Annotated in this window: 19 protein-coding genes; 6 read left to right on the forward strand and 13 right to left on the reverse strand. The window is 68.4% G+C overall.

Annotated elements, in window-relative coordinates:
• Positions 1 to 109 precede the first annotated feature (109 nt).
• From N4G42_RS24110 to N4G42_RS24125, 4 genes are read right to left on the reverse strand one after another with little or no spacing between them, the layout of a single operon-like run.
• Positions 110 to 943: an SDR family NAD(P)-dependent oxidoreductase gene (locus tag N4G42_RS24110; protein WP_260668972.1), complete on the reverse strand. Its 834-nt coding sequence runs from the start codon at positions 941 to 943 to the stop codon at positions 110 to 112.
• Complete coding sequence (locus tag N4G42_RS24115) at positions 940 to 1,734, reverse strand: citryl-CoA lyase (protein ID WP_260668974.1); 795 nt, start codon at positions 1,732 to 1,734, stop codon at positions 940 to 942. The genes N4G42_RS24110 and N4G42_RS24115 overlap by 4 nt, the downstream gene beginning before the upstream one ends.
• 17 nt (positions 1,735 to 1,751) lie before the next feature.
• The gene (locus N4G42_RS24120; protein ID WP_260668975.1) at positions 1,752 to 3,269 is read right to left on the reverse strand and encodes a class I adenylate-forming enzyme family protein; all 1,518 of its coding nucleotides are present in this window, start codon (positions 3,267 to 3,269) and stop codon (positions 1,752 to 1,754) included.
• 29 nt (positions 3,270 to 3,298) lie between these two features.
• The gene (locus N4G42_RS24125) at positions 3,299 to 4,330 is read right to left on the reverse strand and encodes a tripartite tricarboxylate transporter substrate binding protein (RefSeq protein WP_260668976.1); all 1,032 of its coding nucleotides are present in this window, start codon (positions 4,328 to 4,330) and stop codon (positions 3,299 to 3,301) included.
• Positions 4,331 to 4,422: 92 nt separating this feature from the next.
• Between N4G42_RS24125 and N4G42_RS24130 the strand changes: the two genes are divergently transcribed.
• The 5 genes from N4G42_RS24130 to N4G42_RS24150 all read left to right on the forward strand — a co-directional run bounded on the left by N4G42_RS24130 (position 4,423) and on the right by N4G42_RS24150 (position 10,210).
• Positions 4,423 to 5,250, forward strand: a complete 828-nt coding sequence (locus N4G42_RS24130) for an IclR family transcriptional regulator (RefSeq protein ID WP_260668977.1) — start codon at positions 4,423 to 4,425, stop codon at positions 5,248 to 5,250.
• 122 nt (positions 5,251 to 5,372) lie between these two features.
• Positions 5,373 to 6,365 carry a LysR substrate-binding domain-containing protein gene (locus N4G42_RS24135; protein ID WP_260668978.1) on the forward strand — a complete coding sequence of 331 codons (993 nt, stop codon included), beginning with the start codon at positions 5,373 to 5,375 and terminating at the stop codon, positions 6,363 to 6,365.
• Between the two features lie 186 nt (positions 6,366 to 6,551).
• On the forward strand, positions 6,552 to 8,021 hold the full coding sequence (gene tcuA / locus N4G42_RS24140) for an FAD-dependent tricarballylate dehydrogenase TcuA (RefSeq protein ID WP_313771928.1): 1,470 nt from the start codon (positions 6,552 to 6,554) through the stop codon (positions 8,019 to 8,021).
• Positions 8,008 to 9,189 carry a tricarballylate utilization 4Fe-4S protein TcuB gene (gene tcuB, locus N4G42_RS24145; protein WP_260668979.1) on the forward strand — a complete coding sequence of 394 codons (1,182 nt, stop codon included), beginning with the start codon at positions 8,008 to 8,010 and terminating at the stop codon, positions 9,187 to 9,189. Before tcuA ends, tcuB begins: the two co-directional genes overlap by 14 nt.
• 40 nt (positions 9,190 to 9,229) lie before the next feature.
• On the forward strand, positions 9,230 to 10,210 hold the full coding sequence (locus tag N4G42_RS24150; RefSeq protein ID WP_260668980.1) for a Bug family tripartite tricarboxylate transporter substrate binding protein: 981 nt from the start codon (positions 9,230 to 9,232) through the stop codon (positions 10,208 to 10,210).
• Here the strand turns inward: N4G42_RS24150 and N4G42_RS25610 are convergent.
• The 6 genes from N4G42_RS25610 to N4G42_RS24185 all read right to left on the reverse strand — a co-directional run bounded on the left by N4G42_RS25610 (position 10,207) and on the right by N4G42_RS24185 (position 15,814).
• Entirely contained in the window at positions 10,207 to 11,874 is a 1,668-nt protein-coding gene (locus N4G42_RS25610) for a DUF692 family multinuclear iron-containing protein (protein ID WP_313771929.1), read from the reverse strand. The genes N4G42_RS24150 and N4G42_RS25610 overlap by 4 nt on opposite strands.
• Before the next feature lie 152 nt (positions 11,875 to 12,026).
• Positions 12,027 to 12,320 carry a hypothetical protein gene (locus N4G42_RS24165; RefSeq protein ID WP_082522271.1) on the reverse strand — a complete coding sequence of 98 codons (294 nt, stop codon included), beginning with the start codon at positions 12,318 to 12,320 and terminating at the stop codon, positions 12,027 to 12,029.
• A gap of 143 nt (positions 12,321 to 12,463) precedes the next feature.
• Positions 12,464 to 12,952 (reverse strand): NUDIX hydrolase, encoded by a 489-nt coding sequence (locus tag N4G42_RS24170; RefSeq protein WP_056057615.1) that lies wholly within the window; start codon positions 12,950 to 12,952, stop codon positions 12,464 to 12,466.
• A 44-nt stretch (positions 12,953 to 12,996) separates the two neighbouring features.
• Positions 12,997 to 13,497, reverse strand: a complete 501-nt coding sequence (locus N4G42_RS24175) for a GNAT family N-acetyltransferase (protein WP_260668981.1) — start codon at positions 13,495 to 13,497, stop codon at positions 12,997 to 12,999.
• A gap of 17 nt (positions 13,498 to 13,514) precedes the next feature.
• On the reverse strand, positions 13,515 to 14,219 hold the full coding sequence (locus N4G42_RS24180; RefSeq protein WP_056056705.1) for a riboflavin synthase: 705 nt from the start codon (positions 14,217 to 14,219) through the stop codon (positions 13,515 to 13,517).
• A gap of 239 nt (positions 14,220 to 14,458) precedes the next feature.
• Positions 14,459 to 15,814, reverse strand: coding sequence for an esterase-like activity of phytase family protein (locus tag N4G42_RS24185; protein ID WP_260668982.1), 1,356 nt, complete (start codon positions 15,812 to 15,814; stop codon positions 14,459 to 14,461).
• Between the two features lie 181 nt (positions 15,815 to 15,995).
• Here N4G42_RS24185 and N4G42_RS24190 point away from each other — a divergent pair, with 181 nt between their 5' ends.
• Complete coding sequence (locus N4G42_RS24190) at positions 15,996 to 16,247, forward strand: hypothetical protein (RefSeq protein ID WP_056742705.1); 252 nt, start codon at positions 15,996 to 15,998, stop codon at positions 16,245 to 16,247.
• Between the two features lie 20 nt (positions 16,248 to 16,267).
• Here N4G42_RS24190 and N4G42_RS24195 read toward each other — a convergent pair whose 3' ends face one another.
• From N4G42_RS24195 to N4G42_RS24205, 3 genes are read right to left on the reverse strand one after another with little or no spacing between them, the layout of a single operon-like run.
• Positions 16,268 to 17,986, reverse strand: a complete 1,719-nt coding sequence (locus tag N4G42_RS24195) for an FAD-dependent oxidoreductase (protein WP_260668983.1) — start codon at positions 17,984 to 17,986, stop codon at positions 16,268 to 16,270.
• An 11-nt stretch (positions 17,987 to 17,997) separates the two neighbouring features.
• The gene (locus N4G42_RS24200) at positions 17,998 to 18,990 is read right to left on the reverse strand and encodes a two-component system response regulator (RefSeq protein ID WP_056742703.1); all 993 of its coding nucleotides are present in this window, start codon (positions 18,988 to 18,990) and stop codon (positions 17,998 to 18,000) included.
• On the reverse strand, positions 18,987 to 22,739 hold the full coding sequence (locus N4G42_RS24205) for a PAS domain S-box protein (RefSeq protein ID WP_260668984.1): 3,753 nt from the start codon (positions 22,737 to 22,739) through the stop codon (positions 18,987 to 18,989). Before N4G42_RS24205 ends, N4G42_RS24200 begins: the two co-directional genes overlap by 4 nt.
• Positions 22,740 to 22,760 lie beyond the last annotated feature (21 nt).

A 22,760-nucleotide genomic window follows, 5' to 3' on the forward strand; every position in this document is an offset into this window, starting at 1 on the left:
TGAACGCCCCGGCCGCTTGCATGGGCATGAGCCCATGCGGCGCATCCGAAGCATCCACTCATCCCGATTGCACTCCAATGCGATCCCCGAAAAGACCTTGAACAGGTTCTCAAACGAACTTGCCGGTGATGCCCCCGTCCACCACCAGCTCGGTGCCGGTCACGTAGGCGGCGGCATCGCTGGCAAGGAAGGCGCAGGCATGCGCCACATCCCACGCCGTGCCCATGCGGCCCATGGGCACCTGCCGGGCGCGCGCGGCGCGGGCCTCGTCGAGGCTGGTGTCCGAGAACATCTTCGCCACCGTGGTGGCAATGCGCGGCGTGTCGATGAGCCCGGGCACCACCGTGTTGGCGCGCACGCCCTGGCCCGCGTACTGCTGCGCCACCATGCGTGTGAAGTGCGTGACAGCCGCCTTGGTCACGCCGTAGGCCAGGTGCGGGTAGCCGAGGTAGCGCATGCCCGCGATGGACGAGATCGCAATGATGGAACCCCGCCCGCGCTCCACCATGGCGGGCAGCACCTGCTGGCAGGCCAGCAGCAGGCTGTTCACATTGGCGGAATGGATGCGGTCGAAGTCTTCAACGCTCGTCTCCAGCGGGCCACCGGTCTTGCCGATGCCCACGTTGTGGTGCAGCACGTCGATGGCGCCGCCAAAGCGCTCGCGCGCCTCGGCAAACAGGCGCTGCACATCGGCCGCATCCGCCACATCGCCCACCAGCGTGGTGGCCGTGCCGCCCTCGGCGTGGATGAGCGCCGTGGTCTCTTCGGCCGAGGCCGCGTCGCGGTCCACCACGCACACGCTGGCACCCAGGCGCGCGTAGGTCACGCAGGCGGCGCGGCCAATGCTCCAGCCCGGGCCGGCAGAACCGCCCCCGGCCACGAACACCACGCGGCCCGACAGGTCGAGCGGCAGGGCGGGAGGATGGCCTGGCTGCGCGCTCATGCGTCCGTGCCCTGGCCGGCACTGCCGCCGACGAAGGGAATGGCGTGCTCCACCGTGTCCCAGATGAAGCGGCCCGAGGGGCTTTGCTGCTCTTCCACGATGTGCGCCACCAGCCCGGCCGCGCGCGAGATCACGGCAAAGCCGCGCATCACGGCCGTGGGCACGCCGATCTCGCCCAGCAGCGCGGCCACCGCGCCGGTGGCGTTGATGGTGATGGGGCGGCCAGCCACCTCATCCACGGCCTGGGACAGCGTCTCCAGCGCACGGATCTTGTCGCCCCGCAAATCGGGCTCGGCGCGGCCCATTTCGAGCAGCTTGTAGGCCCGCGGGTCCACGGGCTTGTGCAGGTGGTGGCCAAAGCCGGGCACGGGGGATTTGAGGCCCTTGTAGTGGCGCGCGATGGCGAGCGCTTCCGCCTCAGGGTCTTGCGCCGCTGCGATGCGGTCGAGCAGGCCCGAGCAGTTCTCCATGGTGCCCACGAAGGAGCTGCCCACGGCCAGCAGGCCCGCGCTCACGGCACCCTGCAGGTTCTCGGGCGCGCTCATGTAGATGAGCCGCGTGGCAATGGCGCTGGGCGTGAGGCCGTGCTCCATGAGCACGATGAGCACTACGTCGGTGATGCGCAGGTCCACGCCGCGCGGGGTGCGGCCCAGGATCTGCATCAGCATCACCTCAGTGAAGGTCTTCTTCCCCATCAAGTCCTCGACCAGGTCCGCATCGCGGTAATGCAGGCTGGTGAGGGTGTGGGTGCACAGGCGGGTGACGGGGGTCTTGGAAGCAGGGTGGGTCATGAAATGGGTTCCTTCGTTCAGGCAGTGGCCGTACCAGCCAGGGCCGCATCGCGCACGGCAGACTTGAGCACCTTGCCCACGGGCGAGCGCGGCAGGCTCTCGTGAAAGTGGATGCGCTTGGGGGTCTGCACCGGGCCCAGGCGTTCGCGCACAAAGGCGATCAGCTCGGCCTCACTCGCGTGCTCGCCGGTGCGCAGTTGCACGGCGGCCTGCACGGTCTCGCCCCATTTGTCGTCGGGCAGTCCGAACACGGTGCATTCGTGCACAGCAGGGTGCTGGCCCAGCGCGTTCTCTACGTCCACGGGGTAGACGTTGAAGCCGCCGGTGATCACCATGTCCTTGAGCCGGTCCTTGAGGTAGAGAAACCCCCGCTCGTCGATCAGGCCCCGGTCGCCGGTGTGCAGCCAGCCGTTCACCAGGGTCTCGGCCGTCTTCTCGGGCAGGCGCCAGTAGCCGGTCATCAGCAGGTCGCCGCGCGCCACCACCTCGCCCACTTCGCCCGGAGGCAGCAGGCGGCCGTCGGGCGCCATGATGGCCACGTCGCTGAACCAGGTGGTGCGGCCCACCGAGGCCAGGTTGCGCTCGTCCTCGAAGTCCTCGGGGCACAGCACGGTGAGGATCTGCGGCGCCTCGGTCTGGCCGTAGGTGGTGCCCAGCACCGGGCCAAAGAAGTTGCGCACTTGGCGGATCTTGTCGGGCGGCATGGGCGCGCCGCCGTAGATCAATCGGCGCAGGCGCGGAAAGTCCGCGCGCGACGCGCCGGGCAGCGCCATCAGCATGTAGACCAGCGTGGGCGGCATGAAGCACACGGTGCCGCCGCGCTCGCGGAACGCCGTGCGCACCGCCTCGGCGCCCGCGCCCGCCAGCACCACGTGGCAGCCGCCCTGCGCCAGGATGGGCAGGATGTATGTGGAGGTGCCGTGCGTGATCGGTGCGGCCACGATGTAGCGCTCGTGCTCGTCAAAGCCCCAGGCGTGGATCTGGTTGGTGATGTTGGCCATCCACGCGCGGTAGGGCTGCATCACGCCCTTGGGTGCGCCCGTGGTGCCGCCGGTGAACTTGACGGCCTGGGTGGCATCGTCCGGCAGATCCAGCTGCGGGCGGGGTGCGCCAGCATGCGCAGCGGCCAGGCTGGCCAGGGCGGCGGCGCCCTCGGCGGCCTGCGCCCCGGTCAGCACGCGGGCACCGGGCGCGCCTTCGAGCAGGTCGGCGCACGCGACGTCCAGCACCAGCAGGGTGGGCTCGGTGGCGTCGATGATGCGGCGGATCTCGGGCCGCGTGCTCTTGGGATTGAGCGGCACCCACACCTTGCCGCAGGCCAGCACGGCCAGCAGCGCGGCGATGTGGTCGGCGCTGTTGCCCGCGCAGATACCCACACGGCTTTGGGGCGTGGGGTCGATAGCGGTGAAGCCCGCCGCGAGCGCGGCTACGCGGGCGGCCAGCGCGTCGTAACGGATGGCGCCCTCGGGCGCGTCGATGGCAATGCGGTCAGGCCAGCGCTGGGCGGCCCGCCAGAAGAAGTCGATGGGGAACATGAAGGCAGGGAGGTTGTGTGGGTGATCTGTTACTCGGCCGATGCGCCGGACTCTTTCACCACTTCACGCCAGCGCTTGATCTCGGCGGCGGCAAACTGGCGCATCTTGTCGGGGGTGCCGCCGTCGGGCGTAGCGGCCAGCTCCTGCAGGCGCGTGCGCACCTCGGGCTGGGCCAGCACCTTGTTCAGGGCTGCGTTGACCTGCTCGATCACGGCGCGCGGCGTGCCCGCCGGTGCGGCCAGGCCAAACCACGACTGCACGTCAAAGCCCGCGTAGCCCGACTCGGCCAGCGTCGGCACGTCCGGCAGCAGGGGCGAGCGCTGGGCACTGGTGATGGCAATGGCGCGCAGCTTGCCGGCCTGCACATGCGGCAGGGCCGACGGGGTGTTGTCAAACATCGAATCCACCTGGCCGCCCAGCAGGTCGGTCACGGCAGGCGCGCTGCCCCGGTAAGGCACATGCAGCATCTTGAGCTTGGACTGCATCTTGAACATCTCGCCCGAGAGGTGGATGGACGAGCCGCTGCCCGAGGACGCAAACGTGATGCCGTCTTTGGACTCCTTGGCGTAACGCACGTAGTCGGCCAGGTTCTTGATGGGCAACTTGGGGTTGACCACCAGGATGTTCGGTATCTTGGCGATCATGCCGATGGGCTCGAAGTCCTTGACCGGGTCATAGCCCAGCTTGGGGTACAGCGTGGCGTTGATAGTGTTGGCGATGGTGTAGACGTAGAGCGTGTAGCCATCGGCCGGCGCGCGCGCCACGGCCTCGGCGCCCACGTTGCTGTTGGCCCCGGCGCGGTTGTCCACCACCATCGGCTGGCCCAGCTGGTCGCCGAGCTTGACGGCCACCAGGCGTGCAATCACGTCCGTGGCGCCGCCCGCCGCATAGCCCACCACCAGCTTGACCGGCTTGGTGGGCCAGCCGGACGCATTGGGCTGGGCCTGCAACGGCATGGCAGCGCCGCAGGCCAGGGTGGCCGCCAGCGCCAGCAGGGCACGGCGTGGCCGGGATGGCGAAGCTTTGCGCTGACCCAGCGCGGCGGGGGTGTGTGGGCTCATGGTGTCTGTCTCCGTTGGTTCTTGGAAAAATGCCGTCTGGACGCCCTGCGGCACACTGCGCACTGGTGGCGTTGACCAACAAATTCTTTCCCATGCCCTCCCGACCTGCGAATTCAAACGTCCGGCAGCCGGACGAAAATGCGAGTGCACACACCCCCGACGAGCCGGTCGAAGACCCCGGCAGCCGCACGCTGCGGCGCGGCCTGCAGGTGCTGGACGCCGTGCTGGCCCATGGCCGCGACGGTGCGCGCGTGGTGGACCTGTGCCGCGCCGCCGCGCTGGAGCGGGCCCCCGTGTACCGGCTGCTCGCCACGCTGATGGAGAGCGGCTACGTGGCGCAGCGTGGGCGCTTTCGTTACGTGGCGGGCCCGCGCCTGGCCGCCCTGGCCGAGCCCCCGGGCCAGCCCAACCTGGCCGTGCGCCTGGCGCCCGTGCTGGAACGCGTGAGCCGCGCCTGTGGTGACGCAGCCTTTGCCATCGTGCGCGAAGGCCCCACCTCGCACTGCATTGCACGCCATGTGGGCACGCACCCAGTGCAGATCCTGGTGATCCAGGTGGGCACGCGCCAGCCGCTGGGCGTGGGCGCGGCGGGCCTGGCGCTGCTGGCCGCGCTGCCCGGTGCCGAGGTGCAGGCCTGCATCGACGCCAACGCGCAAGAGCTGCCGCGCTACGGCGGCATGACGCCCGAGCGCCTGCAGATCCTGGTGCGCGCCACGCGCGAGCGCGGCTGGTCGGTGGTGGGCAACCATGCCACGCAGGGCGTGCTGGCGGCTGGCATGGCCGTGCGCAACGCGGCGGGCGAACCCGTGGCAGCGATCAGTGTGGCATCGACCGTGGACCGCATGCCGCGCGAGCGCCAGCAGCTGATTGCGCGCTGGATGCGCGAGGCGCTGGCGGCGGTGCTGCCGCATGGGGTTTGAGCGCTTGAAGTTATCAAAATGATAGCTACTCAGGCATATTGCACTAGCGCGTCCTGCCGTTTTCACTCCAATGCTGGCGCCAAGCCGTCTTGTGCGACCATCGAGGGACCCCGAGGCCCCCGATGGAACTGAGACAACTGCGCTATTTCGTACGTGTGGTGGAGCAAGGCTCCATGAGCCGCGCTGCGTTGGACCTGGACGTGGTGCAGTCTGCGCTCAGCCAGCAGATCACGCGGCTGGAGAGCGAGCTGGCCACGCGGCTGCTGCAGCGCACGCCGCGCGGCGTCACGCCCACCGAGGCGGGTCTGGCGTTCTTTCGCGAGGCGCAGCTCACCCTGCGCCATGCCGACCAGGCTGTGCGCGCGGCGCAGCAGGCGCGGCTGTCGGGCACCGTCACCGTGGGCCTGGCGCCCACCACGTCGGGCGTGCTGGGCCTGCCGCTGATGCAGGCCATGCGCACGCGCTACCCCGACGTGCGGCTGCACATGGTGGAGAGCATGTCGGGCCACCTCACAGCCATGCTGCATGCGCGAGAGCTGGACCTGGCCGTGCTGTTCGACACCCGCCTGCACCAGGCGCAGCAGGCCACCGGCACGCGCCGCTGGGACATGGCGCCGCTGCTGGAAGAGGACCTGTTCCTCATCTGCGCCCGTGACCGAGGGGAGGGCCCCGGCCACCCCCGTGGCCGGCAGCTGCCGGAAACCATCACCGTCGCCGAGCTGGTGCAAGAGCCGCTGATCCTGCCCACCGGCCCACACGGCCTGCGCAGCACGCTGGACACGGCCTTTGCCCGCGACCGCGTGGCACCGCACGTGGTGCTGGAGGTGGACTCGCTCGCCATGGTGATGGCCGCCGTGGACGCGGGCCTGGGCTCCACCGTGCAGCCCTGGGCCGCCATGGGCCGCTACCCCGATGCGGCCGAGCGCTTTCAGTGCGCACGCCTCACCGACGCGCCCGCGCGCCGCGTCAACCTGCTGTGCAGCCTGCCCGACGAAGAACTCTCGCCCGCCGCGCTGGCCGCGCGCGTGGTGCTGACGGACTGCGTGCGCGAATTGGTCACTACGGGTCAGTGGTTTGGCACGACATGGATAGGCGGACAAGACACCGGCGGCTGAGCGGCCACCCCGCAGCCATCACGATCCGTGATACCCCCATGACCTGAACACGCTGCACGGCGGGCCTGCGTCTCCCTACAGTCGCCATCAATTCGATGAACGACCGGCGAACCGCCAGGAGACACCCATGGGCCCCGCACCCGCTTCACTACCCCACACACAACGCACCGCCTGGAGCCAACGGCCATGAGCGGCGATACCCCCGTGGTCGATGTGCTCGTCATCGGTGGCGGCAATGCCGCCCTGTGCGCCGCCCTGATGGCGCGCGAGGCCGGCGCCAGCGTGCTGTTGCTCGAATCCGCCCCGCGCGCCTGGCGCGGCGGCAACTCGGCCCACACGCGCAACCTGCGCTGCATGCACGATGCGCCGCAGGATGTGCTGGTCGATGCCTACCCCGAGGAAGAGTTCTGGCAAGACCTGCTCAAGGTGACAGGCGGGCTGACCAACGAACACCTGGCGCGCTTGGTGATCCGCGAGTCGAGCACCTGCCGGCCCTGGATGCGCCGCCACGGTGTGCACTTCCAGCCCGCGCTGGCAGGCACGCTGCATGTGGCGCGCACCAACGCGTTCTTCATGGGCGGCGGCAAGGCGCTGGTCAATGCGTATTACCGCAGCGCGGAGCAGCTGGGCGTGCAGATCCGCTACGAAGCGCCCGTGGAGCGCATCGAGATGGAGGGCCCCCGCTTCGTCGCCGCCCACCTGGCCAACGGCGAGCGCATTGCCGCCAAGAGCTGCGTGCTGGCCGCAGGCGGCTTTGAATCGAACCGCGAGTGGCTGCGCGAAGCCTGGGGACAGAATGAGCGCGGCGAGTGGCCGGCTGACAACTTCCTGATCCGCGGCACGGCCTACAACAAGGGGGTGCTGCTCAAGCACCTGCTCGACGACCACGCCGCCGACCGCATTGGCGACCCCACGCAGGCGCACATGGTGGCCATCGACGCGCGCGCGCCGCTGTACGACGGCGGCATCTGCACGCGCATCGACTGCGTGTCTCTGGGCGTGGTGGTCAACCGCAATGGCGAGCGTTTCTACGACGAGGGCGAGGACTTCTGGCCCAAGCGCTATGCCATCTGGGGCCGCCTGGTGGCGCAGCAGCCGGGGCAGATCGGCTACTCCATCATCGACAGCAAGGCCATCGGCCGCTTCATGCCGCCCGTGTTCCCGGGCGTGAAGGCCGACACCCTGCCCGAGCTGGCGCAAAAGCTCGGCCTGCCCGTGGACACCTTCATGCGCACGCTGACCGGCTACAACGCCGCCTGCCGCGTGGGCCAGTTCGACCACACCACGCTGGACGACTGCCACACCGAAGGCGTGGCGCCCGCCAAGACACACTGGGCCCGGCCCATCGACACCGGACCGTTCTACGGCTATGCGCTCAAGCCCGGCGTCACCTTCACGTACCTGGGCCTGCACACCGACGACACGGCTGCGGTGCGCTTTAACAACCAGCCCAGCCCCAACCTGTTTGTGGCGGGCGAAATGATGGCCGGCAACGTGCTGGGCAAGGGCTACACCGCCGGCGTGGGCATGAGCATTGGCACTGCGTTTGGCCGCATTGCGGGCACGCAGGCAGCTTTGGCCTCAAAACGCCCGGTAGCGCCAGTCGAACATGCCTCAAACGCTACAAAACAAGGAGCAAACCATGCAAACGCTTGAGGCCCTGACGCGCGACGCCCGGGCGCTGGCGAATGGCGGCATTGTGCTGTCAGCCCCCGAAATCGAGGTGGCGCGCCAGCTGCAGATCTGCAACGCCTGCCGCTATTGCGAAGGTTTTTGCGCCGTGTTCCCCGCCATGACGCGGCGGCTGGAATTTGGCAAGGCCGACATCCACTTCATCGCCAACCTGTGCCACAACTGCGGCGCCTGCCTGCACGCCTGCCAGTACGCGCCACCGCATGAGTTTGCGGTGAACATTCCGCAGGCCATGGCCCAGGTGCGCGGCCAGACCTATGCCGACTACGCCTGGCCGCCTGCGCTGGGCCAGCTGTACCAGCGCAACGGCTTGACCCTGGCCCTGGCGCTGGTGGCCGGGCTCACGCTGTTTCTGCTGCTGGCCGTGGTGCTGCATGGCCAGGGCATCGCCGCGCTGTGGCGGGCCCCTGTGGGCGGCTTCTACGGCATCTTCCCGCACAACCTGCTGGTGGGCCTGTTTGCGCCCGTGTTCCTGTTCGCCGTGCTGGCGCTGGGCCTGGGCGTGCGCCGCTTCTGGCGCGACGTGACGCCCGCCACCAGCGGCGCGCCGCTGAGCGCGCCCGCCACGGCCGAGGCCACCGATGCCGTGCTGCGCCTCAAGTACCTGGACGGCGGCCATGGCGATGGCTGCCACAACGAGGACGATGCCTACACCTTGTCGCGCAGGCGCATGCACCACCTCACGTTCTACGGCTTCATGCTGTGTTTTGCGGCCACCAGCGTGGCGACGCTGTACCACTACCTGCTGGCCTTGCCTGCACCGTACGACCTGCCCAGCCTGCCCAAGCTGCTGGGCGGGCTGGGCGGCATCAGCCTGGCGATTGGCACGGCCGGCCTCTGGCGGCTGAACCTGCGCCGCCACCCGCAACACGGCGATGCCGCGCAAAAGCCCATGGACCGCGCCTTCATCGCCCTGCTGTTCCTCACCGCCACCAGCGGCCTGGCCTTGTGGGCCGCGCGTGGCACCGCAGGCCTGCCGCTGCTGCTGTGCCTGCACCTGGGCGCGGTGATGGCGCTGTTCGCCACCATGCCCTACGGCAAGTTTGCGCACGGCATCTTCCGCACCGCCTCGCTGCTGCGCCATGCGGTGGAGAAGCGACAGCCCAACCCCATCGGTTTAGGCGCGGACTGACCCCACGATCACCACAGCATCCACGATGAAGGAGACCCCCATGAAAAAACGCACCCTCTTGATGAGCGCGCTGGCAGTTGCCACCGCTGCCGCGACACTGTCCGGCGCTGCCCACGCGCAGGATTTCCCGCCCAAGAAGCCCGTCACGCTCGTCGTGGGCTTTGCCGCAGGCGGCGCGGCCGATGCGGCGGCGCGCCTGATTGCCAAGAAGCTGGGCGAGAACATCGGCCAGTCGGTGGTGGTGGACAACAAGGGCGGCGCGGGCGGCAACATCGCGCACCAGTTCGTGGCCAATGCGCCCACCGATGGCTCGGTGCTGCTGCTCGGGTCCGTGGGGCCGCTGACCATTGCGCTGCACCTGATGAAGGTGAACTACGACCCCTTCAAGGATCTGGCCGCCGTGTCGGGCGGGGTGAACTTTCCGAACGTGCTGGTGGTGCACAAGGGCGCGGGCGTGAAGACGCTGGCCGAGTTTGTGCAGCTGTCCAAGAAGAAGCCCGGCAGCGTGGACTTTGCCTCCACCGGCGCGGGCTCGGCATCGCACCTGGCGGGTGAACTGTTCAACCAGCGCGCCGGCATCGACATGACCCATGTGCCCTACAAGGGCGGCGCCCCGGCGCTGCAGGACCTGCTGGGCGAGCGCGTGACCTCGTACTTTGCCGCGCCCCCCACTGCGCTGCCGCATGTGGAGACGGGCAAGCTCATACCGCTTGCCACCACCGGCCTCACGCGCCCGGCCTACCTGCCCAACATCCCTACCGTGGCGGAGTCGGGCTATCCGGGCTTTGAGGCGCTCAACTGGTACGCCTTTGTGGCGCCGGGCAAAACGCCCGCGCCGCTGCTGGACCGCTGGAACCAGGAGATCGTGAAGGTGCTGAACGACCCGGGCGTGAAAGAGGCGCTGAACAAGCACGGTCTCACGCCGCAGCCCACCACACGCGCCGAGCTGACGGCCTTCATGAAGAAGGAATCGACCCAGTGGGCCACCATCATCAAGGAGCGCAAGCTGACGGCGGACTAACAAGGGCCGGCACCGCGCAATGCCTCCACAGCACCATCCGCCTGCACCAACCCATCGTCCAGCAGCTGCGCGAGCCAGCCGCCGAGCACGATGGGGTCGCCCTGCCACAGGCCGCTGCCCAGCAGCGCCGCGCAGGCGTCGTGCACCGAGGCGCCGGCGTGCAGCGCTTGCACCCAGGCGGCCTCGGCCGCGTCGAGCGTGCGAAAGTGCAGCTGGTGCCCTTTGCGCCAGACCAGCAGCGTGGCCGGTGCAGACAGAGCCACGGCCTCGGGCACGTCGTCATCCGTGTGGATGGCGTTCCACACGCCCACGACGTTCGTCGTGATCGTGCGCAGCAAGGCGCTGGGGTTCAGCACACCGGGGCGGGTGGTCCAGGGGTCCGATGCCTGAGCTGCCGCAGTCTCCAGGGTCGGTACATCGGCGCTGTCAAAGCGGGTGCGCAAATCCCAGTCGAGCTGGGCCAGTTCATGCAGCTCGGGGTTGTCGGGGTATTGCGTGCGCAGCGCTTCCACAAGGCCTTCGCCGTAGCGGTTGAGGCTGCGCGTGTGCGGCGGACGCGCTACCGCAAACGCGCGGGCATGTGCGTCGAAGCTGTCTGAGCCCATGTAGAGAAACGTCTTGGCATAGGTGTCTGCCAGCACTTCGGACAGCCGTGCGCGGTAGGCATGGTGGTAGATGGGCAGGCGCCCGGTGACAGGGTCATCGGGTGTGGCTTGCGGCAGCGCGTCGGCCAGCACCTGATCGGCGAAGTGGCGCTGTAGCGCAGCCAGTGGCAGCGGGTCCACTGCGGGGGCCAAGGGCAACGCTGCAGCGGCAGCGGGTTCGGGCGACGCCATGTGCTGCGCCGCTATGCGCCGCGCCGTCGCCATTTCATCGAGCAGCTCGGCCAGCGGCGGAATGTGGTCGTCGCGCTCGATCATCGCGGCCACGGCGCCAAAGCGCTGGCAGGCCTGGGCGTACAGGTCCCACACCGGCTGCGCCACCGGGTGGTCGTGCGTGTCGATGATGTGGTCGCCGTTGTCGCTGTGCCCAGCCAAGTGAATTTGCTGTACCCGGTGTGCTGGCAAGGCGTGCAGGTAGGTCAGCGGGTCAAAGCCATGGTTCACGCTGCTCACGTAGATGTTGTTCACATCGACCAGCAGCAGGCAGTCGGCCTTCTCAGCAATGTGGGCCAGAAACTGCCACTCGCTCGCGCTGTCTTGCCGGTAGCGGACGTAGCTCGACACATTCTCCAGCACCAGCCTGCGGCCCAGCACGTCTTGCGCATGGCGGATCTGCGCGATCACGTGGCGTGCAGACTCGTCGGTGTAAGGCAGCGGGTACAGGTCGTGCAACTGCTCGGGGCCAGGGCCCGTCCAGCACAGGTGGTCGGACACCCACAACGGCTCGATGCGGTCGGCCAGCGCCTTCACGCGCTGCAGATACGGCACGTCCACGCCCTGCGACGCACCGATGGACATCGCAACGCCATGCATGGCCATGGGGTAGTCGCGCCGGATGGCATCGAGCACCGCCAGCGGCTTGCCGCCATCGATGAGGTAGTTGTCGGTGATGATTTCCAGCCAGTCGAGCGGCTGCTTGCGCGCGAGGAAATCGGCGTAGTGCTGCGTGCGCAGCCCCAGGCCAAAGCCGGTGCCGCGCGTAGCTATGAGGTCATGTGCCATGGCGAAATCAAGGTATCAAAGTGCGGGCACTGGGCATGATCGCCGAGACTGGCACGCCCTGATGCCAGCACCGCCGCGCAAGGGCCGCCCCGCCGCGCTGGCGGTGTCCCCCTGGGGGGATGGCGCGCAGCGCCTCAGAGGGGCTTGTTGCCTTATCCCTTGATATCGCCGATGGTGCCCTTCTCCATCAAGCACTGAGCCGCTGTTTTGGCCTTGAAGCCGTGGCCCTTGCAGGCGTTCTGGCCTTTGCAGCTGTGCTCTGCCGTGGAGCAGTCGCTGTTGCCCTTGCAGTCGTGCACGTTGTAGCAGTGCACGGTGTCGTTGGCGCCAATGGCCGCGCCTTTGGCACCCTTGGGCAGATCCGCTGCGAAGCTGGTGGATGCCAGTGCCAGCAGGGCGGCAGACAGGGCAAAGGAGGCGGTGGACTTGGCTTGGGTAGACAGCATGGTGAGTAACTCCGTAAACGTTGAGGGATGAATGAAGCGGGTAGATCACGCTGCACAACTGAGCGCTCTCTGCCTGGTAATTCGTCCCCCGCGTACTGCGGGTTACATGCCGTCCAAAAACTTTTTCGCGCTGCCGCCTGGCGCTATTGCGCAGAGGGTTCCGTCACCGAAATGTCAGTGTGCACCAGCGTCAGCGGAAAACGCTGGCCCGCCAGGTAGTCCTCCAGGCAGCGCAGCAGCAGGGGGCTGCGATGGCGCTCGGGGCAGGCGCGGATCTCGTCGGCCGTGAGCCACAGCGTGCGCACGATGCCGGTGTCGAGCGTGCGCCAGTCATGGTGCGTGCCCAGCGTGCCCGCAAACGCAAAACGCATGTAGGTGATGTCGTCCCCCGTGCGCGTCTTGGTGAAGCGGTTGAGGTACACGCCAATCAACGCTGTGGGCTCGAAGTCGTGGGCGGTTTCTTCCAGCACCTCGCGCGCGCAGGCCTGGATGGGCGACTCGCCCGGGTCCAGGTGGCCGGCAGGGTTGTTGAGCTTGAGGCCGTCGGTGGTTTCTTCCTCGACCAGCAGAAAGCGGCCATCGCGCTCGATGAGGGCGGCCACGGTGACGTTGGGTTTCCAGCGGTGGGGCATGGCGGGCATTATGACGAGGGCGGGTGACGCTGCGCCTATAAGGTCTACAGCGCTCGCGCCATGTACACCGCGCCTTCGCCGTAGCTGGCCAGGCAGGCCTGCTGGGTGGCGTCCTGCAAGGGGCGCAGCGCATAGCCCTGCCGCTGCCAGTAGGCCTGCGAGCCCTGCACCGAGACCAGCGCGCTGTGCCGCAGCCCTTCTGCGCGGGCCTGCGCCCACAGGGGCTGCAGCAGCGCGTGGGCCAGGCCTTGCCCCGCATGGGCAGGCAGCACGGCCATGTCGTGCAGGTACAGCGTGTCGGGCTGGGCAGTGGCTTCAAAGTCGCCATGCAGCGGGGTGACCTTGCAGCGCACGCTGCGGTAAGCCGCCAGGTAGGCACACACCGTGCCGCCCTGCTCCAGCACCAGCGAACAATTGGCGGGACTGGCGAGGCGGCGGGCAAACACCTCGCCGCTCTCCACAAACCCCTCGCCATAGCAGGCCAGCTGCACGGCCAGCAGATCGGACAGGTCGCTCAGCGCCAGCGGGCGCACCACCACGGACATAAGTGAGCTTGGTTCGATCAGTGCGGCAGCACGGGCGCCTGCACGAAGTCGTCCAGCGACAGGCCCTTTTCCTTCAGCAGCGCCTCCAGCACCGGCTGCAGGCGGCCCAGGCTCTCCTGCACGGCCTCGCGCACGGTGTCCACCACCACCTGGGTGCTGCGCTCGATCTCGATGTTCAGGCGGTCGCCCACCTGCTTGTTCTCGAACACGGTGGCGCGGCGGGTCTCGGGGATCATCCAGATCTCGAACCAGCCCTCTTGCCGGTTCACCTCGGCCACCGTGAGGCTGGCGCCGTGAATGGCGATGTAGCCCTTGGCAAAGATGTAGCGGCGAAACGCCTCGGGCACGGCCACGCGCCACACCAGGTTGTTGTCGAACTCGCGCCGCTCAATCAGCGTGCCGGTGAAGTCCACATGGCCCGACAGCGGGTGGCCGCCAATCTCGGCGCCGTCCTTGGCCGCGCGCTCCACGTTCACGCGGTCGCCCTGGCCATAGCTGCCGAGCGTGGTGATATTCAGGCTCTGCAGCATCACGTCGAAGTTGGCCTGCGTGGGCGACAGGATCTCGGTGACCGTGAGGCACACGCCATCGGTGGCCACGCTGGCGCCAATGGCCAGGTCCTGGCAGAAGCCCTCAGGGAAATCGAGCGTGAACGTGCGCAACCCTGCGCGGTCGTGGATGGCGGCAATGCCTGCCGTGGCTTGGACGATGCCTGTGAACATGATGGCGCGGCTTCCGGGTACGTTGGAACGGGAGCCGGGAATTTTGCCACCCGCAGCATTCAAAGGTGTCCCGAGGGTTGGAGCCCCCAAACACCGGTCTTAACGGGGCCTCGCACCTGCCCGCAGCGCCCAAAACCGGCGCGACCCAGCCCGGGGCAGCCGAGCGAGGGCTGCGTCCCCCTGCCCGCGCGCAGCGCGAGAGCGGGGGGAAGACGCGAAGCGTCTCAGGGGGGTGCCCCTTACCTTGCGCGCAGCAACTCGCCCACTTCGAGCAGCACCAGTTCGTTGTCATCCGCCTTGTTGGGGTCGCGGCTGCTGCTGAAGGGCAGGTTGTTGTCGTTGCCCACCACGATGTGCGTGCTGTCCACGATGTCCACGTTCTCGATGGTGAAGAACGGGAAGGTGAGCACGCCGCTGTTCAGCGGCTTGCGCGCCAGGCGCTGAGGGTCCTGGATGTTCATGAGATCGATGTAGCCCACCTTGCGGATCTCGCCACCTACGTTGGCGTCGCTCATCTCCACCTTGTAGACGCGCTTGAACTTGGCCAGGTCGTGGAAGCAATCCGTGCGCTTCTGGCCTTCGGGGCAGGCCTTGTCGGCCGTGCCTTCGCCGTTGTCGCGCTCGATGATCAAACCGGTCGTGCCGTCGATCATGTTGAAGTCGCCAATCGCGTGGTGGTTGGCCTCCAGCACGTACTTCCAGTGGCGGCCGGTCCATTGCTCGGTCTTCACGTCAAATTCGAGCACGCGCAGGTACTGCTTGCCGCCCACGTTTTCGTACGCCTTGGCGCTGTCGTTCCACAGCGCACCTTCGAGCAGCGCGTAGAGCTTGCTGCCGTCCTTGCTGGAGGCCATGCCTTCGTAGCCCTTGGAGCGCTTGACTTCAAACGGCGTGGGCTTGGCGTCGGGGGCACCAGGCATCAGCACACCGGGGGCGTCGGGCGAGCGCACGACCTTGCCGTCCACCTGCGTCTCGAACACGGCCAGCACCTTGCCGTTCAGGTCGGCCTTGATGAGGAAGGGGCCAAACTCTTCGCCGATCCACAGTGCGCCACCGGCGAACTGGAAGCTCTCGGGGTCGAAGTCAGCGCCTGTCAGGTAGCGCTTGTCGGTGCCTTCGTGGGTGATCCGAAACGGCACCTTCTTGTCGGGGTCGTGCAGGAAGACAGTCTTGAGGCGGTTGAACTGGCCGCTCTTGAAGTCCACGGTGTAGTGGCTCAGGTGCAGCATGAAGTCGGGCGAGTTGGCCTTGGAGCCCGCGCCGTTGTCGGTCAGGATCCAGAACGAACCGTCGGCCATGCGCTTGATGCCCGAGTGGCCCTGGAGGGGCTGGCCCTGGAAGGGCAGCGACACGCCTGTGTCGCGGCCGCCCGACTGGCCCATCACGCTGCCCACGGCGTCCACACGGCGGGGGGTGGTGAACTTGCCGGCCACCTGCAGGTCTTGCGGCGCGTCCTTGGGCGCGGCAACCACGGTGAGCGCGGGCAGCACGGCGTGGCCGGCCAGGGTGGCGGGGTAGGCCTGCTGGGCGATGGCGGGGGTGGCGGCAGCGCACAGCAGCGCTGCGCAGGCGGCAATTTGGGACAGTCGGGACATGGTGGTCAAGGGGAAGAGAGCCAAAACCGTGAACGATGCCGCCGCCCTGTGACACCGCCATGAAAAGCGGTTCTCCAACGCCCCCCACCAGGCAACGCCGAATCGGGCACATGCACGGACCTTTTGCCGCTGGCCGGGATCACACCTGCCTCACCCCACCCGCACGGCCTGCGCACCCGCCATGGAAACCCTCTCTGCACTGCAATCCCTCGGCCTGGAGCTGCCCAGCCCGGCCTACATCGTGGGCGCCATCCTGTTTGGCCTGATCGGCATGGCGGCGTACTGGCACGGCAAGCGTGCGCAGCAGCCGCGCACCCGCTGGTGGGGCGTGGCGTTGATGTTTTATCCCTACGTGGTCTCGGCCACCTGGCTGCTGTACGCCGTGGGCGTCGCGCTGTGCCTGGGGCTGTGGTGGGACGGGCAGCGCGGCTAGGGATCCTCCGCACCAAGGAATCAACTGGCGGCAGCCACCAGCCCCGCGCCGTGCCCGCGCGTGAAGGCCTCTTCAAACACCGAATACCCCGACCAGTCGGCATGCGCAAACGCCAGCCGCGCGGTGGTGGGCGTGGGCAGCCAGGCGGAACGCTCACCATTTGATAGCACCTTGGGCATGAAAGACTTGCGCTCCAGGCCGATTTGGCTCAAAAACTGCTGCAAACCCGGTGTGGGGATGGACATGGCGTGCCCGTAGCGGGTGATGTCCACGCGCGTGGCGCGCTGGCGCAGGTCGGGGTGCGGTACCGCCAGGGTGGCCAGGGCGGCGTCGGCCCAGTGCTGCCAGGGGTGGGTGGCCAGTTGCTGGCGGGCGTCCGGCAGGTCGCCGAGCGCCTGGTAGTAGGTGAGCACGGTCGGGCCCGCCAGCGTGGCGCGGGTGTCCAGGCGCTGGTGGCCGGCGTTCACATAGCCCAGGCCCCCCGCCGTGGGGTCGGCATACAGGACGTTGTCCCAGGCCGGCGCAGCGCCGGGGCGGTCGGTGAGCGGACTTTGGATGTGGATGTTGGCCACCAGCCAGGGCGCCCACGACAGACGCTGGGCCGCCCCGGTGAGGAAGGCAGGCGGGTTCTGCACCACGCGCGCCGCCACGAAGACGGGCAGCGCCACGATGCAGCGTGGCGCCTGCCAGCGCTCCACGCTGTCGGTGGCGTGATTGAACGCATCCACCTCCACGCCGTGGCGGCCTTCGGTAATGCGCAGCACGCTGGTGCCGGTGCGCAGCTGGCCGCCGCCGTGGGACGTGTTGGCCAGCGGCTCGGCCAGACGCCGGGTGATCCAGCCATTGCCCTCGGGCCAGGTGAGTACGCTCTCGCGCGCTTCGTCCACGGCCTCGCCGGGCGCATGAAAGCCATGGCGGCTGGCAAAGTAGTGGATGCCCGCCCAGGCCGAGACACGGTCGGCCCCGGCGCCGTAGTCGTCGCGGCAGCAGTAGTCCAGGTACCAACGCAGGTGGGCATCGTCCAGCCCTTCCTGCGCCAGCCAGGCGGCAAACGTCATCGCGTCCAGCGCCTGCTGGCTGGGCGCCAGTGGGCGCTTGGCGGTCCACAGCTTGAGTGCGGGCATGGCAAACCGGGCGGCGCGGGCCTGCGCGTCCACGGCCTGGGCAAAGCGGCGGTACTGCGCCAGCGTGGCCTCGCCCACGCCCTGCACGGGCAGCAGGCCGTCCTGCCACTCGCCATCGAAGTACAGGCGCTCCTGCGGGCTGTGGCACAGGTGGCGTTCGTCGTACTGCCAGCGCCCGGCCACGCGCTGGCGCAGGCCCAGCTCCTCCAGCAGGTCCTGCACCTCGCGCGCGTCGTCGCCAGGCACGGGCAGGTAGTGCGCGCCCTGCGGGCAGGTGATGCCGTTGACGCCAGTGCCCCGGCTGTTGCCGCCTGCGGTGTCTTCCAGCTCCAGCAGCGCAAAGTCCTGCACGCCTGCCAGGCGCAGCGCACGCGCTGCGGCCAGCCCCGCCACGCCACCACCGGCAATGATGACCTGCGCGCGGCGCACCACGGCGGGCTCGGGCCAGGTGCCGCGCGCCAGCCACTCACGCAGCTGGTGGCCGCGTGCCATGTTGATGCCGGTGAAGCCGCCTTCCAGCGGCGGCACGGCGCGGTCGCACCCGCCCAGCGCAGCCGTGGCCAGGGCGGCGGCGCCCGCCACGAACTGGCGGCGCTGCAGGGTCCAGGGGGTCATGCGGTCACGCCTCAATCGGCCCAGCGGGCGCGGATCTCAAGCAGCTGCGGCACCAGCGGGGCGAACAGCGCCACCAAAGCGGGGTCGAAGTGTTTGCCGGCCTGCGCTGCAATGTGGTCGAGCGCATCCTGCACGGGCCAGGGTTCCTTGTAGGGGCGGCGGGTGGTAAGCGCATCGAACACATCGGCCACCGCCACGATGCGCGCCGACACCGGAATGGCCTCGCCCGCCAGGCCGCGCGGGTAGCCGCTGCCGTCCCACTTTTCGTGGTGGGCCAGCGCAATCTCACGGGCCAGCTGCAGCACGCCGGACGGGTGCTCGCCAATGATCTCGGCGCCGATCTCGGGGTGGCGGCGCATGGTGTCCCACTCATCGGCGTTCAGCGGGCCGGGCTTGCGCAGCACGGCGTCGGGGATGCCGATCTTGCCCACGTCGTGCATGGGCGCGGCGTTGAGCAGGTCTTCGGCCCAGGCCGGGCTGTGGCCGGCAGCCAGGGCCAGCAGCTGGGCAAAGTGGCTCATGCGGATCACATGCATGCCGGTTTCGTTGTCCTTGTACTCGGCCGCGCGGCCCAGGCGCTGCACGATCTGCAGGCGGGTTTCACGCAGCTCGTCCATGCGCACCAGCGACAGGTGGGTGCGCACCCGCGCGCGCACCACGGGCGGGCTGACGGGCTTGGTGATGTAGTCCACCGCGCCCGCGTCAAACCCGGCAGTTTCGTCCTGGCTGTCGGTGAGGGCGGTGATGAAGATCACCGGGATGGAGGCCGTGGCGGCATCGGCCTTGAGCGCGCGGCACACGGCATAGCCGTCCAGGTTCGGCATCATGATGTCGAGCAGCACCAGGTCGGGCCGCTGCTCGCGCGCCACCTGCAGCGCACGTTCACCGTCGGTGGCAAACAGCAGGCGGTAGTCGGACTGCAGGATGTGGCGCAGCACCTGCAGGTTGGTGGGCTCGTCGTCCACCAGCAACAGGCGGGGCCGCTGGTCAGGGGCCGGTGTCATGCGGGGTTCTCCAGGGGTTCGTCCAGCCAGTGCGTGCGCAGCTGCTGCAACTGCACCCCGGCCTGGTCAAAGTCAAAGCGGTCGATGGCCTCTTGCAGGCGCTCGGTGGCATCTGCAGGCAGCATCTGCACCAGCAGGTCCAGCGGCGGCTGGGCCAGCTCGGACTGTGCCAGGGCCTGCTGCAGCGCCTGCGCGGCGTCCCGGGCCTGCTGGCGTTGGTCTGCGGTCAGCGGTGCGTGCTGGCCCACGCCGGGGGCGGGCGCTGCGGCGGCCACGGCCTCGTGGGCCAGGGCCTGCTCCACGGCCTGCAACGCGGCGGGCAGGGCGGCCACCAGCGGCTGCAGAGCAGTGCGGTCCAGGCTGTGGGCGGCTTCCTCGATGCGCTGCGCCAGCGTTTGCAGCGGGCCCAGCGCCAGGTTGCCTGCCGCACCACGCAGGCGGTGGGCCAGCGCACGGGCAGCGTCCATGTCGGGCTGCGCCACCAGGGCCTGCAAGGTGGCGGGGGTGGCGGCATGGTCGGTCAGCAGGCGCGCCACGGCATCGCGCAGCAGCGCACGCTGGCCCCAGAGGCGGGTGCCACGCTCCCAGTCCACCGCGGCGACGGTGGCGTGGGGGACCGGTGGCAAGTCGGTGGCGCGCGTCAAGGTCTGCAGGCTGCTCCACCCCGATGTGGAGGTGTCGGGCTGCAGATGCAGCACGCGGGCGATCTCGCGGAACAGGCGGGCGGGCTCCAGCGGCTTGCTTGCAAAACCGTCCATGCCCGCAGCGCGTGCGTTGCGCCGGTCCTGCTCCAGCACGCTGGCCGACAGCGCGATCACCGGCACCGGCTTGCGCCGTTGCGCCTGCTCGAACGCACGGATGCGGCGCGTGGCCTCCAGGCCGTCCATGCCGGGCATCTGCAAGTCCATCAGCACCACATCGAAGCGCCCGGCTTCGTAGGCGGCGACAGCGCTTTCGCCATCCCGCGCCACGGTCACCTGGTGGCGCCCCCGGTCCAGGTGGATCTGCAGCAGCTCGATGTTGGCCGGCACATCGTCCACCACCAGCATGCGCAGCGGCGGCAACTGCACCGCATGGCTCACGGTGGCCACTGCCGCCGTCGCCTGGCCCACCGGCAAAGGTACACACACGGTGAACGTAGTGCCCACACCCAGGGTGCTGCGCACGCTGATGCTGCCGCCCATCAGCTCCACCAGCTGGCGCGAGATGGTGGTGCCCAGGCCGGTGCCGCCGAACTGCCGGGTGGTGGATGCGTCGGCCTGCGCAAAGGGGTCGAAGATACGCTCCAGGTGCTGCGCCGCGATGCCGATGCCCGTGTCCTCCACCTCCATCACCAGCGTGCCGTCGTGGTAGTCCAGCCGCAGCATCACATGGCCGCGCTCGGTGAACTTGAGCGCGTTGCCCAGCAGGTTGAGCAGCACCTGCTGCAGGCGCAGCGCATCGCCCCGCAGGTAGGGCGGCACCCGGTCGTCCGTCAGGCACTGCAGCGCGAGCCCCTTCTTGCCCGCATGGATGCGCAGCGAGGCAAGGATCTGGTCGCACACCTCTTGCAGCGAGAAGTCCGCAATCTCCAGTTCCACCGCGCCTTTTTCGAGTTTGGCGGTGTCCAGGATGTCATTGAGCAGGCGCAGCATGGAGCGCGCCGCATGCTGCACCGTGCCCAGGTGGCGGCGCTGCTGCGCGTCCATGGGGGTGTCGAGCAGTGCCTCGGTGAAGCCGATGATGGCGTTCATGGGCGTGCGGATCTCGTGGCTCATGTTGGCCAGGAAGGTGCTGCGCGCGGCTGCGGCCTGCTCGGCACGCTCCTTGGCGGCGCGCAGCTCTTGCTCCATGGCACGGCGCTGGGTGAGGTCGGTCGCAAACTTGACGACCTTGAACGGCTGGCCTTGCGCGTCGAAGATGGGGTTGTAGGTGGCCTGGATCCAGATGCGCCGCCCGTCCTTGCCCAGTCGCTGGTACTCACCGCCATCCAGCTGGCCGGATCGGAGCTGTTCCCAGAACTGCGCATACGCCTCGGTCTGCGCGTAGGCGGGCTCGCAGAACATGCGGTGGTGCTGGCCCACGATCTCCTGGAGGCCATAGCCCATCAGACTGAGGAAGTTGTCATTGGCATGGAGCACACGGCCCTGCATGTCGAACTCCACTACCGCCAACGCGCGGTTGATGGCGCGCACAGTGCTTTCGAACTCTGCGTTGCGTTCCTTGAAGGCGGTCATGTCCATGATGACCCCGTCAATCCATTGCACTTGGCCATCGTCCCCCACCACGGGGCGCCCGCTTTCGGACACCCAACGCAAGCGGCCCTCGCGGTCGCGCAGGCCAAACTCCACGTGGTAGGGCCTGCGCCCCTCGATGGCCGCCGACACCTCGTCCCACAGGCGGGGTACCTCTTCAGGCAGTGTCAGCTGTGTAAAGTTGATGCGCCCTTGCAAAAAGTCTTGCGGCTGCCACCCTGTGAGCGCTGTCACTGCATCACTGATGAACAGCATGGTCCAGTCCGCGTCGTAGCGGCAGCGGAAGGTCACCCCCGGGATGTTTCCGATCAATGAGCGCAAACGCTGCTCGCTCGCCTTGAGCTCCTGCTCCATCGCGCGGCGCTGGGTCAGGTCGCTGATGAACCCCACAAACACAGGCGCGCCATCCAGCGGTACGCGTCCAACGGCAATACGAATGGGCACGGTATTGCCGTCGGGGCGCAAGGCCAGCACCTCGCGGCTGTTGGCGCCGACCACGCCACCGCCCTGGCCCTGCAGGTAGCGCTGCAGGTAGGTGTCATGGCGAGAGCGATCAGGCTCGGGCATGAGCATGGACACGTTCTGGCCCACCACCTCATCGGGGCGCCACCCCAGGATGCGTTCGGCCGCCGCATTGAAGGACTGCACCCGGCCCTGCGCATCAATCATCACCATGCCATCCACGGCCGTGTCGGCAATCGCGCGCAGGCGGGACTCGCTCTGGCGCATCTGCAGGAACATTTGCCGGTAGCGCAGGCCGGCGTTGATAGCGATGACCAGCACACCGATTACCACGGCCACGGCGGCTACAGCCAGGGCAAGGGACGTACCCTCTGCTGCGGCCAGCAGCTCCAGTTCGTCGGGTGCGTCGATGAAACGCAATGCCGCCATCCCGGTGTAATGCATGCCCGCAATGGCCAGCCCCATGACCGCTCCCGCCGCTAGATTCAGCCAGCGGGCCCGCCAGCGCACCACTCGCTCCAATCCAAATCTCACCCAAAGGGCCACAACCGCGAGAAGCACGGCCACCAAGACGGAAGCTGCAAAGCCCCAAGGATCAAAGCGAATGAGGGGCGCCCACTGGGACGCCTCCATGCCGACGTAATGCATGGCGCCAATGCCGGCGCCGACGAGCACGCCGCCCACGACCAGGGCGGTACGGCTGATCTCGCGGCGCATCAGCAGCCCCAGCGCCACCCACGACGCAGCCACGCTGGGAAGCATAGACAGGGCTGTCATCCAGGGATCAAAACGCCCGCGCCCACACACTGTGAACGCCAGCATGCCGATGAAGTGCATCGACCAGATGCCCCCACCCAACGCCATCGCCCCAGACCCCCGCGCCATCTGGCGCATGAAACGGGTGTCTGCACGCCGGGCCAGGCCCGCCATCTGTAGCGTCAGCACAGACGCCAGCACCGCCATCGCTACAGACAGCGCCACCAGCCAAGGATCATGCTGGGCCCAGAGCAGCGGATAGGGCTGTGCGTTGGAGAGGAAAAAGAAATCCGGCATCGGGAGCCCACGGCGATCAGG

It is taken from the genome of Acidovorax sp. K2F (assembly GCF_025246485.1).
GTDB lineage: Bacteria > Pseudomonadota > Gammaproteobacteria > Burkholderiales > Burkholderiaceae_C > Acidovorax > Acidovorax delafieldii.

What these genes read in the sequence shown, in the direction of transcription:
- N4G42_RS24110 (WP_260668972.1), bottom strand. Translation starts at nt 943, where the DNA reads ATGAGCGCGCAGCCAGGCCATCCTCCCGCCCTGCCGCTCGACCTGTCG.
- N4G42_RS24115 (WP_260668974.1), bottom strand. Translation starts at nt 1,734, where the DNA reads ATGACCCACCCTGCTTCCAAGACCCCCGTCACCCGCCTGTGCACCCAC.
- N4G42_RS24120 (WP_260668975.1), bottom strand. Translation starts at nt 3,269, where the DNA reads ATGTTCCCCATCGACTTCTTCTGGCGGGCCGCCCAGCGCTGGCCTGAC.
- N4G42_RS24125 (WP_260668976.1), bottom strand. Translation starts at nt 4,330, where the DNA reads ATGAGCCCACACACCCCCGCCGCGCTGGGTCAGCGCAAAGCTTCGCCA.
- N4G42_RS24130 (WP_260668977.1), top strand. Translation starts at nt 4,423, where the DNA reads ATGCCCTCCCGACCTGCGAATTCAAACGTCCGGCAGCCGGACGAAAAT.
- N4G42_RS24135 (WP_260668978.1), top strand. Translation starts at nt 5,373, where the DNA reads ATGGAACTGAGACAACTGCGCTATTTCGTACGTGTGGTGGAGCAAGGC.
- tcuA (WP_313771928.1), top strand. Translation starts at nt 6,552, where the DNA reads ATGAGCGGCGATACCCCCGTGGTCGATGTGCTCGTCATCGGTGGCGGC.
- tcuB (WP_260668979.1), top strand. Translation starts at nt 8,008, where the DNA reads ATGCAAACGCTTGAGGCCCTGACGCGCGACGCCCGGGCGCTGGCGAAT.
- N4G42_RS24150 (WP_260668980.1), top strand. Translation starts at nt 9,230, where the DNA reads ATGAAAAAACGCACCCTCTTGATGAGCGCGCTGGCAGTTGCCACCGCT.
- N4G42_RS25610 (WP_313771929.1), bottom strand. Translation starts at nt 11,874, where the DNA reads ATGGCACATGACCTCATAGCTACGCGCGGCACCGGCTTTGGCCTGGGG.
- N4G42_RS24165 (WP_082522271.1), bottom strand. Translation starts at nt 12,320, where the DNA reads ATGCTGTCTACCCAAGCCAAGTCCACCGCCTCCTTTGCCCTGTCTGCC.
- N4G42_RS24170 (WP_056057615.1), bottom strand. Translation starts at nt 12,952, where the DNA reads ATGCCCCACCGCTGGAAACCCAACGTCACCGTGGCCGCCCTCATCGAG.
- N4G42_RS24175 (WP_260668981.1), bottom strand. Translation starts at nt 13,497, where the DNA reads ATGTCCGTGGTGGTGCGCCCGCTGGCGCTGAGCGACCTGTCCGATCTG.
- N4G42_RS24180 (WP_056056705.1), bottom strand. Translation starts at nt 14,219, where the DNA reads ATGTTCACAGGCATCGTCCAAGCCACGGCAGGCATTGCCGCCATCCAC.
- N4G42_RS24185 (WP_260668982.1), bottom strand. Translation starts at nt 15,814, where the DNA reads ATGTCCCGACTGTCCCAAATTGCCGCCTGCGCAGCGCTGCTGTGCGCT.
- N4G42_RS24190 (WP_056742705.1), top strand. Translation starts at nt 15,996, where the DNA reads ATGGAAACCCTCTCTGCACTGCAATCCCTCGGCCTGGAGCTGCCCAGC.
- N4G42_RS24195 (WP_260668983.1), bottom strand. Translation starts at nt 17,986, where the DNA reads ATGACCCCCTGGACCCTGCAGCGCCGCCAGTTCGTGGCGGGCGCCGCC.
- N4G42_RS24200 (WP_056742703.1), bottom strand. Translation starts at nt 18,990, where the DNA reads ATGACACCGGCCCCTGACCAGCGGCCCCGCCTGTTGCTGGTGGACGAC.
- N4G42_RS24205 (WP_260668984.1), bottom strand. Translation starts at nt 22,739, where the DNA reads ATGCCGGATTTCTTTTTCCTCTCCAACGCACAGCCCTATCCGCTGCTC.